Genomic DNA, 15228 nt, shown 5'->3' on the forward strand with positions numbered 1-15228 from the left:
TGGGCCGTGATACACGTGGCTTTGGCCACCGTAGCCAAAGGTAAGCGACGCGCAGCAACGCCACGCGTCTGGGTAAGGAGGCTTCAAACGAAATTACTTGTAGCGGTACGTAATACGCCCACGGTCCAGGTCGTATGGAGACAGCTCCACGATGACCCGGTCTTCAGGAAGGATGCGGATGTAGTGCTGGCGCATCTTGCCACTGATGTGAGCAAGGACCTCATGCCCGTTGTCGAGCTCGACACGGAACATAGCATTCTTCAAAGGTTCGACGATGCGACCCTCTACCTCAATGGCGCCTTCTTTTGCCATACACTCCACTTCCTATAGCTCACGGAACACAGCGATCCTCATTGATGCGCAATGTTTCCGCTGGTAGCTGACGTAAAACATACTTGTACTACGTGGTGCATAAACACCAGTGGTCAACTATATCCCTTCACCAGCGCAAACACAAGCCCACCTGGGAAGCTAAGTCCGCAGGTGGGCGTCGAAAAGAATGGAGCAGCTAGAAGACGAAGACCTTGTCCCCGATAGCGAGATCCTGGAAGTAGCGCTGGGCGTCCGCGCGGTACATGCGAACGCAGCCGTGCGAGAGAATCGACGGATCACCCTGGTGGAACGCGATACCGTTGTTGGTGAAGTACGTCGCGTACGGCATCGGCGCATTGCCGAACTCCCACGAGATCTCATCCTTCACCTTGCGGTTGACGTAGAACGTACCCTTCGGCGTATCAAGGCCCGGCCTGCCCGGACCGATCAGGTCAGCCTTGTAGTACATCTGGCCGTTATTCTGCAGCCAGGAACGGCGTCCGCCGGTATCCACACACACCTTCGCGTCCTTCGGGCATGGTCCGTAATCGAACGCGGGTTGTGCAGGTGGCGCCGGGCGTGCAGCTGGTTTCGGCGCTGGCTTCGGAGTCTTCTCGGCGATCAGGCCTGGGTAGAAGCGTTCGACAGTAGCATCGATGCTGGCCTTCGCCTGGGCTGGCAAGTCCTTGTTGATTGCCGCCAATCCGTCGGCCTGCGCGCGCAGCGAGTTGCGGGTTTGCCATGCTCGCTCACGGGCGTCGGGCGTACTGGAGCCGATGCTGGAGAGCTGAGACTGCGTCTGCTCAAGCAGGGCACCCAGTCCACCATTCGAAGACATCGCTGGCATCTGCTGCGCCTCCGCCATCGCTGGCTGGGCAAGCAGGGAGGCGGCGACGCCAATTCCAACACTCAAACCGGCAAGCTTGCGGCTCAGTTGGGATGGCTTCGCATGTCGAGGTTGATAACGCATGTGGGCAGTATAGCTTACTTCGCTTCGCGGACAGTGAGGATGCGCGGCCCGTCAGCCGTGGCGGCGACCGTGTGCTCCCAGTGCGATGCCGGGGCGCCGTCGATGGAAACGACCGTCCAGTCGTCACCGAGCACCTCCGTGTCGATCTCCCCGCCGAGGATCAGCATCGGCTCAATCGCCAACACCGACCCCTCCTGGATCACAGGGCCGCGCCCGGGTTTTCCCTCGTTGGCAAGGTATGGATCCTCGTGCATCGTGCGTCCGATCCCGTGGCCGCCGTACCCGTCCACAATTCCGAGCTCCACTCCGAACTTCTCCTCTGCTGCGTACGTCGCGCGTTCGAGTGCATGCGACACGTCGGTCAACCGGTTGCCCGGCACCATCGCTTTCAGCCCCTCGTACAGCACCCATTCTGTTGCCTGGTTCAACTTTTCGACGTCCGCTTCGAGCTCACCCACACCGAACGTCCACGCGGAATCCCCTACCCAACCATGCAAGGTCGCGCCACAGTCGATGGAGACCAGGTCTCCCTCGCGGAGCACAGTCTCTTTGTTCGGGATTCCGTGCACGACTACCTCGTTGACTGACGCACAGATCGAGCCCGGAAACCCCTGGTACCCCAAAAACGTGGGCGTGGCCCCGTGATCACGGATAACAGTCTCGGCGACCTTGTCTAAGTCGAGCGTCGACTTGCCGGGGGCGGCCGCCGCACGCACCTCCTGCAGCGCCAGGCCGACGATTCGGCCTGCCTTCTCCATCGCGTCGAGCTGCTCAGGTGTCTTTGCGACAATCTTGCGTTTCCGGAACCCCATCATTCGCTTCCTTCCTAGAGTTACTGCGTAAAAGGGCCGGTAGGCACTCGTCGAGTCCCTACCGGCCCTTGCGCCTACATAGACGCTGTATGTTACTTCTTCAGCTGCGCCATCGCGCGCTCGTTGATTTCATCAACGTCACCAACAGCGTCGATGGAGATGATCTCGTCGCCGTAGTGATCAATCAGCGGCGCGGTTTCGTCGCGGTAGACCTTGAGGCGGGTGCGGATCGTTTCCTCATTGTCGTCCGCGCGGCCACGGGCGAGCATGCGCTCGACCACCACGTCTTCGTCGACAACAAAGTTGAGCACGCCGTCCAGCTTCAGGCCCTGCTTGCTCAGCAGCTCCTTCAGGATCTCTGCTTGCTCAACGGTGCGCGGGAAACCGTCGAGGAGGAAGCCGTTCGCAGCATCTTCCTGGCTGAGTCGGTCTTCCACCATGCGCGCGGTGACGTCGGTCGGGACCAGCTTGCCAGCATCGATGTAGCTTTTCGCTTCGACGCCAAGCGGGGTGCCCTGGCCGATGTTCGCACGGAACAGGTCACCGGTGGAGATGTGCGGAACGCCGAGCTTCTCGGAGAGAATGGCTGCCTGAGTGCCTTTGCCAGCGCCGGGAGGGCCAAGTAGTACAAGTCGCATTATCGCAACAGTCCTTCGTAGTTGGATTGGAGAAGTTGGGATTCAATTTGCTTGACCGTAGTCAATGCTACGGACACCATAATCAGGATAGCCGTACCGCCGAACGCACTCATGCCACCGCGGCCAGCGCCACCAATGCCGGCGTCGAGCGCCAGGTTCGGCAGGATCGCGATGAGTGCAAGGTAGAGCGCGCCAACGAACAGGAGGCGGTTCATCACGAACGCGAGGTACTCGGCGGTTGGGCGACCCGGACGAATGCCTGGGATGAAGCCACCGTACTTCTTCATGTTCTCTGCCTGGTCGACCGGGTCGTACTGGATAGAGACGTAGAAGTAGGAGAAGAAGATAATCATGGCGAAGTACGCCAGGATGTACTGCCAGGAGCCTGGGTTCTGCAGCCACGCCATGACGTTGTTCATCCACCAGTTGTCCGGCGGAGTCGTGTTGTTCATGGTCACGATCTGCGTGATCAAGACAGGAACGTACATCAGCGAGGAGGCGAAAATCACAGGAATAACGCCAGCCTGGTTGACCTTGAGCGGCAGGTACGTAGAAGAACCGCCGTACTGACGGCGCCCAACCATGCGCTTGGCGTACTGCACCGGGATACGACGCTGGCCCTGCTCGATGAAGATGATGCCGACGACCAACGCAATGATCGCCGCAACGACCATGGCGAAGGTAACCGCGCCGGAGTTCTTCAGGATGTAGGCACCCTCGGACGGAAGCTTCGTCGCAATACCAGCGAAGATCAGCAGGGACATACCATTGCCGACGCCCTTTTCAGTGATGATCTCGCCGAGCCACATAATCAGGACTGCACCCGACGTCATGACGATGATCATCATGATGAGCGTCCAGATGTTGCGGTCCTCAATAAGCACCGGAATCCCCTGGCCGAGGAGCTGCTCACGGTCGGCCAGCGCCACAATACCTGCGGACTGCAGCAGCGCCAGCGCAACCGTGAGATAACGCGTGTACTGCGTCATCTTGGTTTGGCCCGACTGCCCTTCCTTCTTCAGTTCTTCGAACTTCGGGATCACCACGGTCAGCAGCTGCACGATAATCGACGCCGTAATGTACGGCATGATGCCAATCGCGAAGATGGACAACTGCAGCAACGCACCACCAGAGAACAGCCCGATGATGGAGAACATCGTGGCGTTGTCACCCTGAGCGACTTCCTCCAGACGGGAGTTAATCAACGCGTAGTCGACACCAGGCGTCGGAATCTGGGCACCAATGCGGTACAGAATCATCAACGCAAGGGTAATCAGAATCTTCTTCCGAAGATCCGGGTCCTTGAACGCTTGCAATATAGCGGACACAAAGCCTCCTGGCTCCTGCAGCACTCACGCAGGAGATAGTGGACAGTACGGTTGCCAAAAGTGCACGTCACAACCACCGTAGCGGGCAGACGGGACACTCCAGACAGGATTGACCCCACTACTCTACCAGTTAGCAGGCCAAACCCCCGATTCGGCCAGCACCCCCGCGAGGGTTTCCAACTTTCGATTGAAAATCACTACACCCAAAAATAGGTAATTGATATTACATTTATTCACGACTTTTCTGTAGAAAATCCTCGCATTCGAAGGGACAGCGATGAGCACAGCACCTACACCAACGCCGACTCCCGTGAGTCGGCGTAAATTTCTCCAATGGTCAGGCCTCGTAGGAGGCGCAGCCGTAGCGACGACGGCCGTCTCTGGCACGCTCCTGCGCGGCACCCCAGGTGTCGGCGTCGCCGAAGCCGCAGAAGGCACAAGCACCGACCCGAAGTTCGTCTGGTCCGCCTGCACCGTCAACTGCGGCTCCCGCTGCCCACTGCGCCTCCAAGTTGAGGACGGGCGCGTCACCCGCGTCCTTCCCGACGATGGCGGCGACAACTCCATCGGCTCGCAGCAGATCCGCGCATGTGTGCGTGGACGCTCGATCCGCCACCGGATCTACAACCCGGACCGCTTGAAGACCCCGCTGAAGCGCAAGCCGGGCACGAAGCGCGGCGACGGCGAGTGGATCGAAATCTCCTGGGAGCAGGCGCTCGACGAAATCGCCGACCAGATGAAGGGCATCCTGGACAAATACGGCAATGAGTCGATCTACCTCGCGTACGGCACGGGGACCATCGGCGGCACCGTCGCGCGCTCCTGGCCGCCTGTCGAGACTCCTTTCGCACGGTTTATGAACCTCATCGGCGGCTACCTGAACCACTACGCCGACTACTCCACCGCGCAGATCACGGCAGCCTACCCGTACCACTACGGTTCCTGGGTCACGTCGAACTCCTTCGACGACGTGAAGAACTCCAAGCTGCAGGTCATGTTCGGCAACAACCCGCTTGAGACCCGCATGTCCGGTGGTGGCGAGACGTTCGTCACCCAGCAGACGAAACGCAAGTACGGCGTGAAGACCATCGTGATCGACCCGCGCTACTCCGAGACCGCAGTCGGCCTTGGCGACGAATGGGTTCCGATCCGCCCGGGCACCGACGCAGCGCTCGTGGCAGGTATCGCGCACGTACTGCTCTCCGAGAACCTGCACGACCAAGCGTTCCTGGACAAGTATTGTGTCGGCTTTGACGAGGACCACATGCCGAAGGGCGCGCCGAAGAACGGCTCGTACCGCTCCTACATTGAGGGCAAGGGGCCAGATGGCGTCGAAAAGACTCCTGAGTGGGCCGCCCGCGTCTGCGGTGTACCCGCGCAGAAGATCCGCCAGCTTGCCCGCGAGATGGGCACCGCAAAACCAACCGCAATTACCCAGGGCTGGGGTCCGCAGCGCCACGCGAACGGAGAGAACCAGTCGCGCGCGGTGTTTACGCTGGCAGCGCTGCTCGGGCAGATCGGTATCCCTGGTGGAGGCACCGGCGCTCGCGAGGGCTCGGCAAGCTTGCCGATGACGTACCCGTTCAACACACAGTACGAGAACCCGGTGGAGACCTCGATCTCGGTTGCAATGTGGCCACAGGCCGTCGACCACGGCCCAGCAATGACCAAGACGAAGGACGGCGTGCGTGGCAAAGACAAACTCGACGTCCCGATCAAGATGATCTGGCAATACGCCGGCAACACCAACACGAACCAGCACGGCGATCTCAATCGCACGGTCGAGCTGCTTCGCGACGACTCCAAGGCCGAACTCATCGTCGTCAGCGACATCCAGATGACGGTGTCCGCGCGCTACGCGGACTACGTTCTGCCGGACTGCTCCACCGCTGAGCAAACCGACATCATCCAGCAGGGCTCGGCGGGCAACCTGGAGTACACCATCCTGGCCTCCAGCGCGATCAAGCCACTGTACGACTGCCGGCCGATTTACGACGTCATCGCCGACCTCGCTGAACGCTTCGGTGTGCGCGACAAATTCACCGAAGGCCGCACCCAGGAAGAGTGGCTGCGCTACACCCTCGACGAATCCCGCAAGGAGATTCCGGAGCTGCCATCCTTTGAGGAGCTCAAGAAGATGGGTGTGTGGCGTCGAGAAGGCGAAACCACGGTCGCACTGAAAGACTTCCGTGAGGACCCAGTGGCCAACCCCCTGGAGACCCCGAGCGGCAAGATCGAGATCTTCTCCTCCGAGCTCTACGAAATGTCGAAGGAGTGGGAGTTTGACCCGAACATCGCAGGCGACAAGCTGACACCGCTGCCGGAGCAGGTCGCAACTTGGGAAGGCGCCGAGGAAGCCGCAGAGAACAAGGAGTACCCGCTGCAGGTCATCGGCCACCACACCAAGGGCCGCACCCACTCCTCCTACGGCAACGTCGATTGGCTGCGCGACGACGCCCACCCGCAGGTCCTCTGGATCAACCCCATCGACGCCAAGGAACGCGGCATCAAGAACGACGACCCCGTCTACGCCTACAACAAGCGTGGCCGGATCCGCTCCATCGCCCGCGTCACCCCGCGCATCGCACCGGGTGTCATCTCGGTGCCGCAGGGTTCCTGGTTCAACCCGAAGGACGGCGGCGTGGACGTAGGGGCATCCGTCAATACGCTGACCAGCTGGCATCCCTCCCCTCTCGCCAAGGGCAACGCGCAGCACACGGCGCTGTGCCAGGTTGAAAAAGCGAAATAACAACACCAAGGAGTGAAACAACAACATGGCTAACAACAACGACAAGCCGAGCAAGCGCCTTGGTTTCTTCTTCGACCAGACCTTGTGCAACGGCTGCAAAGCTTGCCAGATCGCCTGCAAGGACAAGCACAACACACCGATCGGTGTGAACTGGCGCCGCGTGGTCGAGTACTCGGGCGGCGACTGGAACCGCAACGCCGACGGCGAGCTGACCACCAACACGTTCACCTACTACACATCGGTGTCCTGCAACCACTGCGACAATCCGATCTGCACCAAGGTCTGTCCGACCACCGCGATGCACATCGGCGAGGACGGCGTCGTCTCCGTCGACCCGCACAAGTGCGTGGGCTGCCGCTACTGCGAGTGGGCGTGCCCCTACTCCGCGCCACAGTTCAACCCTGAAAAGGGCGTCATGACGAAGTGCGACCTGTGCGCCGACTACCGCGCAGAGGGCAAGGACCCGGCGTGCGTGGCCGCGTGCCCGTCGCGCGCGCTCGACTGGGGCCCCATCGACGAGCTGCGCAAGGAACACGGCGACGTCGCCGGCATCGCGCCGCTGCCGGACCCAACGTTTACCGAACCACGCCTGACCATCAAGCCGCACAAGGACGCAAAGCGCTGGGACGCGTTGGATGCTGGCGAGATCATGAACCCGGAAGAGGTCTAACTCATGAATATGCACGAATGGCCCCTCACGTTTTTCACTACGTTCGGGCAGATGGCGGTCGGCGCGTTCTTCGTCCTCGGCGTCATCACAATGGTGGGACGCACCCGCTACTCCGCGAACGCGATTAACCGCATTTGTGTGCCGGCGCTCTACGCAATCGGCCCAATCATGATCGCAGGCTTCTGCCTCGCGTTCTTCCACCTCGGCAACCCAATCAACGCGCTGAACGTGATGCGCCACATCAGTTCCTCCGGACTCACCCAGGAGCTCGTGGGCGGCTGCATCTTCGCGGCGCTCGGCTTCCTGTTCGCTGCCTGCCAGTTCTTCGACTGGGGCTCCGTGGGCACCCGCACAACCATCGCGGTCATCACCGCAATTGCCGGCATCGGGTTCATCGCCACCATGGCGCGCCTCTACATGCTGCCCACGATCCCATCGTGGAACCACTGGACCACCCCGGCGGCGTTCTACCTCTCCGCCGCGGTCACAGGACTCCTCGCGATTGCTGTCGCGCTCACGGCGTACAACTGGCTCGAGGACTCAGAGCTCATCAAAAAGCTCATTCCGTCCGCGCGCAACGAAGACCAGACAGACGCCCAGAAGGAAGAGGTCTGGGACCTCATCCACGCGTCCCTGCGCTGGATCGGCATCGCGCTGACCGTCGTCGTGCCGCTCATTTTCATCGTGATGGTGTTCAACTACGGCCGCCCCGCGGGCCCGAACCCGGCGCAGTTTGAGTTCAACATGACCGCATTCGTCATCCGCATTGGGCTCCTGCTGGTCGGTGCGTTCATCGTGGGCCTCATCCTGGCGTTCGGCGGCCGCACCCGCCGCCCCACCTCGAGCGCGATGCTGTGGATCACCGTCGCGTACATCCTGGTGGTCATCGCGGAGCTGCTCGGCCGCTTCATGTTCTACGGCGCAGTTGACCGGATAGGAATCTGATGCACACAGAGTTACTTGAACGCTGCCACATCGCAGCAGACATCGTGGGGCAGCTCTTCCTCGACGAGCCGCAAGGCCCGCTTCTCGACGCCCTCTCCGACCCCTCCTTCCTGCAATCATGGCCGCTCGAGGACGACGCTTCGCAGCACGCCATCAACGCCCTGCTGGAAACGGAGCGCGACACCGCCGAAGCGCTGCAGCGCGACCACCTCTACCTGTTCATCGGCGTAAGCTCCCCGCTCTCCCAACCGTACGAGTCCCCGTACTTTTCCAAGGACGGACTCGTCATGGATGAGGACGCCGCGGCAGTCGCCGCCGTTTACCACCAGGTCGGCTTTGACCCCGGCGCCGATAACCTCCCGCCGGACCACATCGGGCTGGAGTTCCGCTGTATCAGCCAAATGTGCGCCCTGGCACTCACCGCATCCTCCGGGGCCGATCAAGCCGCCGCGCTGGCTGTGCTGCGCTCCTTCACCGCCGAGCACCCCGCCCGCTTCGCTGAGCAGGTGCTTGGGGGCGTCGAAAAGCATGCGAACACCGCGATCTACCGGGCGCTGCCTGGGCTTACGCGGGGCGTGCTTGCCGCCGTCCAAACCCTCTAATACGAAAGCTCCCCACCTCGTCGCTGACGAGTGGGGAGCTTTTCTCTGCGCTGTGGCGCGAAGATGAAGGCTTATGCCTGGGTGGTGGACCCGCCGGCTGCCTCGATCTTCTCAACCGCAGACTTGGAGAACTTGGTAGCGGTGACGTCCAACTTGACGTTGATGTCGCCGTTGCCCAGCACCTTGACTGGGTGGTTCTTGCGAACCAGGCCAGCTGCGACGATGTCGTCGATGGTGATGGTGCCGCCGTTCGGGAACGCTTCTGCGAGCGCCTGAACGTTGACTACCTGGTACTCCACGCGGTTCGGGTTCTTGAAGCCCTTGAGCTTCGGCAGGCGCATGTGAAGTGGCATCTGGCCACCCTCGAATGCTGCGGAGACCTGCTTGCGAGCCTTGGTGCCCTTGGTACCACGGCCAGCGGTCTTGCCGCCCTTGCCTGCTTCACCGCGACCTACGCGGAACTTTGGTTTGTTAGCGCCCTTTGCTGGGCGCAGATCATGGAGCTTGATAATTTCAGCCATGTTGTTCTACTCCCCTGCAACTTCTTCGACGGTAACGAGGTGGCGAACCTTCAGGATCTGTCCACGGGTTGCGGCGTTGTCCTTCTTAATGACGGACTGGCCGATCTTGCGCAGACCGAGAGCCTCGAGGTTCTTACGGGTCAGTGGCTTCTCGCCAACCTTGCCGTGGTGCAATGTGATCTTCAAAGCCATTGTTCTTACGCCTCCTGTCCTGCGCGTGCGCGCAGCATGCGAGCAGGTGCGACGTCCTCGAGGTCCTTGCCACGCTTCGCAGCAACTTCCTCAGGGCGTACGAGCTGCTTGAGACCTGCAACCGTTGCCTGAACAACGTTCAGAGCGTTGTCAGAACCGATCGACTTAGCAAGGATGTCCTGGACGCCAGCGCACTCGAGCACTGGGCGAACTGCGCCACCGGCGATAACACCGGTACCTGGTGCAGCCGGGCGCAGCATAACGATGCCTGCTGCCTCTTCTGCCTGGACTGGGTGAGGAATGGTGCCACCGATCATCGGGACGCGGAAGAAGTTCTTACGTGCTTCTTCTGCACCCTTCTGGATAGCGGCAGGAACTTCCTTTGCCTTGCCGTAGCCAACGCCGACCATGCCCTTGCCGTCGCCAACGACGACGAGAGCGGTGAAGGACATGTTGCGTCCGCCCTTCACGGTCTTTGCGACACGGTTGATGGTGATGACGCGCTCGATGTACTTGTCGCGGTCATCATTCTGGTTGCGACGATCATCGCGACGGCCACGGCCACCGCGGTTGTTGCGCTCATTCTTCTTGTTCTGGTTGTCGGCGGAGCGTCCGCCGTCACGCCGTTCACGTTCGGCCATTACGCGATCCTTCCGTTGATGGTGATGATTGCGGTGGTCATTAGAACTTCAGACCACCTTCACGAGCGGCGTCGGCAAGAGCTGCGACGCGACCGTGGTACTTGTAACCTGCGCGGTCGAAGACGATAGCTTCGATGCCCGCAGCCTTGGCGCGCTCAGCGATCAGCTGGCCAACCTTGGCTGCCTTTGCCTTCTTGTCACCTTCCATTGCGCGCACGTCAGCCTCGATGGAGGATGCCGCTGCGAGCGTGTGGCCAGCGAGATCGTCGATCAGCTGGACGTGGATGTGACGCGAAGAGCGGTGCACAACGAGACGTGGGGTCTCCGGGGTGCCGCGCAGCGTCTTGCGGATACGGAAGTGGCGACGTGCACGAGCCTCGCGGCGGCGGGAGGAAATATCCTTGCCGACCGGGGTGCGCTTGGTGTTCTCTGCAGAATTGCTCATGATTACTTACCCGTCTTTCCGACCTTGCGGCGAATCTGCTCACCTTCGTAGCGGATGCCCTTACCCTTGTATGGGTCATCCTTACGGAGGCGGCGGATGTTAGCCGCGATCTGGCCAACCTGCTGCTTGTCAATGCCCTCGATGGAGAACTTGGTGTTGCCATCGACTGCGAAGCTGATCCCTTCCGGAGCCTCAATGAGGATCGGGTGGGAGTAGCCGAGCGAGAACTCGAGGTTCTTGCCCTTGGCCTGGACACGGTAGCCGACACCGAAGATCTCCATGTTGATCTTGTAGCCCTCGGTCACGCCAACAACGAGGTTGTTGACCATGGAACGGGACAGACCGTGCAGCGCACGGTGCTTACGGTGATCGTCCGGACGGGAGACGACAATCTCGTTGTCCTCAACCGCAGCGGTGATTGGCTCAGGCATCTCGAAGTTGAGGGAACCCTTAGGGCCCTTGACCTCTACGACCTGACCGTTAACTTTAACTTCGACACCATTCGGGATGGCGATGGGTGCATTACCTACACGCGACATAGTCTTTTCAACCTCCCTTTACCAGACGTAGGCGAGAACTTCTCCGCCTACACCCTTCTCCTGGGCCTGACGGTCAGTGAGGAGACCCTGGGACGTGGAGATGATCGCCACACCCAGACCACCCAGCACCTGCGGCAGGTCGTTGGACTTTGCGTACACGCGCAGACCAGGCTTGGACACGCGACGCAGGCCAGCGATGGCAGCCTCACGGGTCGGGCCGTACTTGAGGTCCAGGGTCAGCTGCTTGCCAACCTTGGCGTCCTCAACCTTGTAATCAGCAATGTAGCCTTCCTGCTTCAGGATCTCGGCGATGTTTGCCTTGATCTTGGAGGAAGGCATTGTCACGCTCTCGTGCTGTGCGTGCGACGCGTTGCGCACGCGAGACAGCATGTCTGCGATTGGATCAGTCATCGTCATAAGATGTGACCGTTTACCTTTCTCGTTGCGGTTCCCTACCCACCTGACCAGCAAGACTATGTCGTGCCAGGTCGCGTTTTCCGCATGATCTGTCGGGGGCTACTTCACGCTCCCCACGCTCAATAACGCGGGGCGCTCGCCGCCTCCCTTGCACGCGGTCCGCTTCTCGGCGGGGGGCCTGCAACAAAGTTGGATGTACAATGTTCTCTCGGATTTTGCGCACAGACGACCGCCTGTGCACAAGTCCGTTTGGCCACGTTACACTCCCTCTATACAAGAAACAAGTCACATTGGCCCGATCGCTGCGTCGTATAGTCGGTGCTATGAAGCACCTCGACGAACTTTTCGACGCCCTCTCCGCCACCCGCACGCACCGCGAGGAGCTCTACCGCTGGTTCCACCAACACGCTGAACTCTCGATGCAGGAAACCCAGACCTCACAGCGCATCGTTCAGGAACTCGAGGCAGCGGGGATCCCATATTCGGTATTGGGCGAAACGGGCGTCGTCGCCACCATCGAAAACGGGCCTGGTCCCGTCGTCGCCTTGCGCGGTGATACTGACGGCCTCCCAATCAAGGAGGACTCCGGCAAGGCCTACGCCTGCACGCAGACCCAAGTCGATGTTGCGACTGGGCAGGAGGTGCCGGTGTCCCACGCGTGTGGGCACGACTTCCACATTTGCTCGGTGCTCGCGGCCCTCGTCGCGTTCAACACTTGCCGCGACGCCTGGTCCGGCACGCTGGTGGGCGTATTCCAGCCCGGCGAGGAAACAGCCTCCGGCGCACGTTCGATGGTTGAGCACGGTATCGCCGACGCGATCCCCCACCCCGACGTGTACTTGGGCCAACACGTGCTCGGCACGCTGCCGTTGGGCCATGTGGGGACCCGGCCGGGCCCGGTGCTCTCCCAGGCGTTCTCGGTGAAGGTCACAGTACACGGAGTGGGTTCGCACGGATCCATGCCTGAGCTGGGCGTCGATGCGGTCTTGTTGGCGTCGACAATTGTGACGAGGCTGCACACCGTAGTCTCCCGAGAGATTGCTGCTTCCGAAACCGCGGTGCTGACGGTCGGCGCGATCCATTCGGGAGCAAAATCCAACGTCATCCCGGATAGCGCGGAGCTGCTGATCAATACCCGCGCCTATTCGGAGGCGACGAGCGCGCACCTCAAGGAGGCCATCGAACGCATCGTGCGCGCTGAGTGCGAGGCAACGCGTAGCCCGCAGCTGCCCGAGTTCGAGTACTACGACGCCTACCCGCTCACCAGCAACGATGCCGCAGTAACGCAGCGGGTACGCAACGCCTTCGAGGCGCGATTCGGTGATGAAGCGCAGACGTTGGCGCAGGTCCCTGCCAGCGAGGACTTCTCGATCATCCCGGACGCGCTCGGCGTGCCGTACACGTTCTGGGGCCTCGGCGGCTTCGCCAGCTACCCGCATGCGCCGGGCAATCACAGCGCAGCGTTCGCGCCCGACCTCCAGCCGACGCTCGACCGCGGCGCCGAAGCGATGGTCACGGCTGCGAGCGCGTGGCTCATCAACAAGAACGACGACTAAGGTGGCACACATGGCTAACAACGAAGGTTTGCAATCAACACACGAGTGGCTCGAAGAGGTCTCCCGAACGCTCGGCGTTTCCCCGGATCTCACGCGCTCGCTGGTCGGCGACATTCTGAAGATGACAGCGGACGTCGCGCACAACGGCCCGTCGCGCCCGGCGGCTCCAACGACGGCGTTCGTCGTAGGCGTCGCAACCGGTGCGGCGCTCCAGGGCGATACTGATGCAGACGCAGCAACGACGCGCGCGGCGCTTGCCAAGGTAGCGAAGCTCCTGGAAACGTATGAGCAGGATTAATCGACGCTTCGCCGTCACGAAAGTCACCCGCACCGACAGCGGCTTCGCGCGCGATACCCGCGCCGATACCGTCACCGTGGAAGAGCCGCTGGCGATCCGCGCCACCGGCGACACGCTAACCACCACGATGCGGACCCCCGGCCACGACGTCGAGCTGGCACACGGCTGGATGTTCGCGGAGGGACTGATCAGCAGCGCAGAGGACGTTCGTTCCGCGCGCTACTGCGCGGGTGCGGTCGGGCCGAACGGCGAAAACACGTACAACACGCTCGACATCGACCTCGGGCCCGCGGCCTCCCCCGCTGCACCGCAGTTCATTCGCCTGACCACTACCACGAGCGCATGCGGCGTGTGCGGCACGCAGTCGATCGACGACATCATGGGCAAGGTGCCCGCGCCAATCACTCCCGTCCGCTTGGACCCGGACCTGGTGATGCGATTACCCGGCGCCCTTGCAACCGGCCAAAAGCAGTTCCGTAAGACAGGCGGCATCCACGCGGCCGGTGCGTTTACCTTTGACGGCGAACCTGTAGTAATCCGCGAGGACATCGGTCGACACAACGCGACCGACAAAGTCATTGGCCACCTACTACTCGAAGGGCTCCTGCCAGCCAGCGACCTGATCCTAGTTGTCAGCTCACGTGCGTCATTCGAGCTTGTGCAAAAGGCCGCGATGGCGGGCTTCCCGGCAATGGTTGCGGTCTCTGCGGCATCCTCCCTTGCCGTCGAACTGGCCCGCGAAACAAAAATGGCGCTCGCCGGCTTTGTGCGCGGCGAGCGCTTCAATCTGTACTCCGGGGAGCTTGCAGACTAGTCCTTGTACACCGTCTTCGTCTTGTTCAACCAAGCGTAGACACCGCCGATGCACAGGCCACCGCCGATGAAGTTGCCGATCCACACAGCAACCCAGTTGCTCAGGATTGCAGCGGCGGTGAATCCCTCAGGTGGCGTGCTGGACAGGAACGCCAGGGAGAACAGCGAGAAGTTCGCAATAACGTGCTCGAGGCCCAGGCCAACGAAGATAGCGATCAGTGACAGGATCACGACGAACTTGGAGATGAACTCCTTCGCCAGCAGCGCACCAACAATCGCCATGTTGACAATGAAGTTCGCGAAGATCGCCTCAAGCAGTGCGCCGAAGAACGGCTTCGCCAACTTGCCCTCAACCAGAGTGACAATCAGGTGGCTGTTATCCATCGAGCCGAACTTGGCCGACTGGCTCATCACAGCCGCGAAAATGATCGCACCGATCAGGTTCGCCACCGTCACCACAACGACGAGCCAAATACCCTTGCCCCAGCTGAACACCTTGTCTGTCGCCGCCCAGGACGCAAACATCATGTCGCCCGTTGCAAGCTCCGCGTTCAGGATGACGATCGCGAACAGGCCAAGCCCGAACAGCAAGGCGAACACAACCGAGCCGAGCCCCGGCGCATATTCATTGACCGCATTTCCCGCCACCGCGGCGAACGCCGTACCGGCGGTCAGGTAAATGCCGGCGAGAATCGCGCGGACGAAAAACCGTGGCATCTCATTATCGAGAAGCTGCTCTTTCTTTTTGGCCCCAGCGTGGACCATTTCTTGCAAAGCCAT

Annotated in this window: 19 protein-coding genes; 7 read left to right on the plus strand and 12 right to left on the minus strand. The window is 61.2% G+C overall.

Annotation, left to right across the window (positions count from 1 at the left end; genetic code table 11):
* Nucleotides 1-93: 93 nt before the first annotated feature.
* From infA to secY, 5 genes are all read right to left on the minus strand, one after another.
* On the minus strand, nucleotides 94-312 hold the full coding sequence (gene infA, locus BJP06_RS03050; RefSeq protein WP_018017508.1) for a translation initiation factor IF-1: 219 nt from the start codon (nucleotides 310-312) through the stop codon (nucleotides 94-96).
* A gap of 196 nt (nucleotides 313-508) precedes the next feature.
* Nucleotides 509-1282 carry a L,D-transpeptidase gene (locus BJP06_RS03055; RefSeq protein ID WP_071572770.1) on the minus strand — a complete coding sequence of 258 codons (774 nt, stop codon included), beginning with the start codon at nucleotides 1280-1282 and terminating at the stop codon, nucleotides 509-511.
* Nucleotides 1283-1296: 14 nt separating this feature from the next.
* Nucleotides 1297-2094, minus strand: coding sequence for a type I methionyl aminopeptidase (gene map, locus BJP06_RS03060; RefSeq protein WP_071572771.1), 798 nt, complete (start codon nucleotides 2092-2094; stop codon nucleotides 1297-1299).
* 92 nt (nucleotides 2095-2186) lie between these two features.
* Nucleotides 2187-2732: an adenylate kinase gene (locus BJP06_RS03065; RefSeq protein WP_070363068.1), complete on the minus strand. Its 546-nt coding sequence runs from the start codon at nucleotides 2730-2732 to the stop codon at nucleotides 2187-2189.
* A complete protein-coding gene (gene secY / locus BJP06_RS03070) occupies nucleotides 2732-4060 on the minus strand; it encodes a preprotein translocase subunit SecY (RefSeq protein ID WP_070477568.1) in 1329 nt (442 codons plus the stop codon). Before secY ends, BJP06_RS03065 begins: the two co-directional genes overlap by 1 nt.
* A 277-nt stretch (nucleotides 4061-4337) precedes the next feature.
* Here secY and BJP06_RS03075 point away from each other — a divergent pair, with 277 nt between their 5' ends.
* From BJP06_RS03075 to BJP06_RS03090, 4 genes are read left to right on the plus strand one after another with little or no spacing between them, the layout of a single operon-like run.
* Nucleotides 4338-6809, plus strand: a complete 2472-nt coding sequence (locus BJP06_RS03075) for a DMSO/selenate family reductase complex A subunit (protein ID WP_070363069.1) — start codon at nucleotides 4338-4340, stop codon at nucleotides 6807-6809.
* Nucleotides 6810-6834: 25 nt separating this feature from the next.
* Complete coding sequence (locus BJP06_RS03080; RefSeq protein WP_070363070.1) at nucleotides 6835-7479, plus strand: DMSO/selenate family reductase complex B subunit; 645 nt, start codon at nucleotides 6835-6837, stop codon at nucleotides 7477-7479.
* Between the two features lie 3 nt (nucleotides 7480-7482).
* A complete protein-coding gene (locus BJP06_RS03085; RefSeq protein WP_070363071.1) occupies nucleotides 7483-8424 on the plus strand; it encodes a DmsC/YnfH family molybdoenzyme membrane anchor subunit in 942 nt (313 codons plus the stop codon).
* Complete coding sequence (locus BJP06_RS03090) at nucleotides 8424-9026, plus strand: molecular chaperone (RefSeq protein ID WP_071572772.1); 603 nt, start codon at nucleotides 8424-8426, stop codon at nucleotides 9024-9026. Before BJP06_RS03085 ends, BJP06_RS03090 begins: the two co-directional genes overlap by 1 nt.
* Before the next feature lie 71 nt (nucleotides 9027-9097).
* Here BJP06_RS03090 and rplO read toward each other — a convergent pair whose 3' ends face one another.
* From rplO to rpsH, 6 genes are read right to left on the minus strand one after another with little or no spacing between them, the layout of a single operon-like run.
* On the minus strand, nucleotides 9098-9547 hold the full coding sequence (rplO, locus tag BJP06_RS03095) for a 50S ribosomal protein L15 (protein ID WP_070363073.1): 450 nt from the start codon (nucleotides 9545-9547) through the stop codon (nucleotides 9098-9100).
* A 6-nt stretch (nucleotides 9548-9553) separates the two neighbouring features.
* Nucleotides 9554-9739, minus strand: coding sequence for a 50S ribosomal protein L30 (gene rpmD, locus BJP06_RS11670; protein WP_070363074.1), 186 nt, complete (start codon nucleotides 9737-9739; stop codon nucleotides 9554-9556).
* A gap of 5 nt (nucleotides 9740-9744) precedes the next feature.
* Nucleotides 9745-10380 carry a 30S ribosomal protein S5 gene (gene rpsE, locus BJP06_RS03100; protein WP_070363075.1) on the minus strand — a complete coding sequence of 212 codons (636 nt, stop codon included), beginning with the start codon at nucleotides 10378-10380 and terminating at the stop codon, nucleotides 9745-9747.
* 40 nt (nucleotides 10381-10420) lie between these two features.
* Nucleotides 10421-10825, minus strand: a complete 405-nt coding sequence (rplR, locus tag BJP06_RS03105) for a 50S ribosomal protein L18 (protein ID WP_070363076.1) — start codon at nucleotides 10823-10825, stop codon at nucleotides 10421-10423.
* Nucleotides 10826-10827: 2 nt separating this feature from the next.
* A complete protein-coding gene (gene rplF, locus BJP06_RS03110) occupies nucleotides 10828-11364 on the minus strand; it encodes a 50S ribosomal protein L6 (protein ID WP_071572773.1) in 537 nt (178 codons plus the stop codon).
* A gap of 18 nt (nucleotides 11365-11382) precedes the next feature.
* Nucleotides 11383-11781: a 30S ribosomal protein S8 gene (gene rpsH / locus BJP06_RS03115; protein ID WP_070363078.1), complete on the minus strand. Its 399-nt coding sequence runs from the start codon at nucleotides 11779-11781 to the stop codon at nucleotides 11383-11385.
* 323 nt (nucleotides 11782-12104) lie between these two features.
* Between rpsH and BJP06_RS03120 the strand changes: the two genes are divergently transcribed.
* From BJP06_RS03120 to fdhD, 3 genes are read left to right on the plus strand one after another with little or no spacing between them, the layout of a single operon-like run.
* Entirely contained in the window at nucleotides 12105-13337 is a 1233-nt protein-coding gene (locus BJP06_RS03120; protein WP_071572774.1) for an amidohydrolase, read from the plus strand.
* A 10-nt stretch (nucleotides 13338-13347) separates the two neighbouring features.
* Complete coding sequence (locus tag BJP06_RS03125) at nucleotides 13348-13635, plus strand: DUF6457 domain-containing protein (RefSeq protein WP_070976034.1); 288 nt, start codon at nucleotides 13348-13350, stop codon at nucleotides 13633-13635.
* Entirely contained in the window at nucleotides 13622-14449 is an 828-nt protein-coding gene (gene fdhD / locus BJP06_RS03130; protein ID WP_071572775.1) for a formate dehydrogenase accessory sulfurtransferase FdhD, read from the plus strand. The genes BJP06_RS03125 and fdhD overlap by 14 nt, the downstream gene beginning before the upstream one ends.
* On the opposite strand, the gene BJP06_RS03135 is transcribed toward fdhD, so the two are convergent.
* The gene (locus tag BJP06_RS03135) at nucleotides 14446-15228 is read right to left on the minus strand and encodes a formate/nitrite transporter family protein (protein ID WP_071572776.1); all 783 of its coding nucleotides are present in this window, start codon (nucleotides 15226-15228) and stop codon (nucleotides 14446-14448) included. The two genes, fdhD and BJP06_RS03135, sit on opposite strands and share 4 nt — an antisense overlap.

The sequence above is a fragment of the Corynebacterium sp. NML120713 genome, from assembly GCF_001875735.1.
GTDB lineage: Bacteria > Actinomycetota > Actinomycetes > Mycobacteriales > Mycobacteriaceae > Corynebacterium > Corynebacterium pseudogenitalium.

What these genes read in the sequence shown, in the direction of transcription:
- rplF (WP_071572773.1), bottom strand. Translation starts at nt 11,364, where the DNA reads ATGTCGCGTGTAGGTAATGCACCCATCGCCATCCCGAATGGTGTCGAA.
- map (WP_071572771.1), bottom strand. Translation starts at nt 2,094, where the DNA reads ATGGGGTTCCGGAAACGCAAGATTGTCGCAAAGACACCTGAGCAGCTC.
- infA (WP_018017508.1), bottom strand. Translation starts at nt 312, where the DNA reads ATGGCAAAAGAAGGCGCCATTGAGGTAGAGGGTCGCATCGTCGAACCT.
- BJP06_RS03120 (WP_071572774.1), top strand. Translation starts at nt 12,105, where the DNA reads ATGAAGCACCTCGACGAACTTTTCGACGCCCTCTCCGCCACCCGCACG.
- BJP06_RS03075 (WP_070363069.1), top strand. Translation starts at nt 4,338, where the DNA reads ATGAGCACAGCACCTACACCAACGCCGACTCCCGTGAGTCGGCGTAAA.
- BJP06_RS03055 (WP_071572770.1), bottom strand. Translation starts at nt 1,282, where the DNA reads ATGCGTTATCAACCTCGACATGCGAAGCCATCCCAACTGAGCCGCAAG.
- rpmD (WP_070363074.1), bottom strand. Translation starts at nt 9,739, where the DNA reads ATGGCTTTGAAGATCACATTGCACCACGGCAAGGTTGGCGAGAAGCCA.
- rplO (WP_070363073.1), bottom strand. Translation starts at nt 9,547, where the DNA reads ATGGCTGAAATTATCAAGCTCCATGATCTGCGCCCAGCAAAGGGCGCT.
- rpsH (WP_070363078.1), bottom strand. Translation starts at nt 11,781, where the DNA reads ATGACGATGACTGATCCAATCGCAGACATGCTGTCTCGCGTGCGCAAC.
- BJP06_RS03090 (WP_071572772.1), top strand. Translation starts at nt 8,424, where the DNA reads ATGCACACAGAGTTACTTGAACGCTGCCACATCGCAGCAGACATCGTG.
- rplR (WP_070363076.1), bottom strand. Translation starts at nt 10,825, where the DNA reads ATGAGCAATTCTGCAGAGAACACCAAGCGCACCCCGGTCGGCAAGGAT.
- rpsE (WP_070363075.1), bottom strand. Translation starts at nt 10,380, where the DNA reads ATGGCCGAACGTGAACGGCGTGACGGCGGACGCTCCGCCGACAACCAG.
- BJP06_RS03080 (WP_070363070.1), top strand. Translation starts at nt 6,835, where the DNA reads ATGGCTAACAACAACGACAAGCCGAGCAAGCGCCTTGGTTTCTTCTTC.
- BJP06_RS03065 (WP_070363068.1), bottom strand. Translation starts at nt 2,732, where the DNA reads ATGCGACTTGTACTACTTGGCCCTCCCGGCGCTGGCAAAGGCACTCAG.
- fdhD (WP_071572775.1), top strand. Translation starts at nt 13,622, where the DNA reads ATGAGCAGGATTAATCGACGCTTCGCCGTCACGAAAGTCACCCGCACC.
- BJP06_RS03085 (WP_070363071.1), top strand. Translation starts at nt 7,483, where the DNA reads ATGAATATGCACGAATGGCCCCTCACGTTTTTCACTACGTTCGGGCAG.
- BJP06_RS03125 (WP_070976034.1), top strand. Translation starts at nt 13,348, where the DNA reads ATGGCTAACAACGAAGGTTTGCAATCAACACACGAGTGGCTCGAAGAG.
- BJP06_RS03135 (WP_071572776.1), bottom strand. Translation starts at nt 15,228, where the DNA reads ATGGCTTTGCAAGAAATGGTCCACGCTGGGGCCAAAAAGAAAGAGCAG.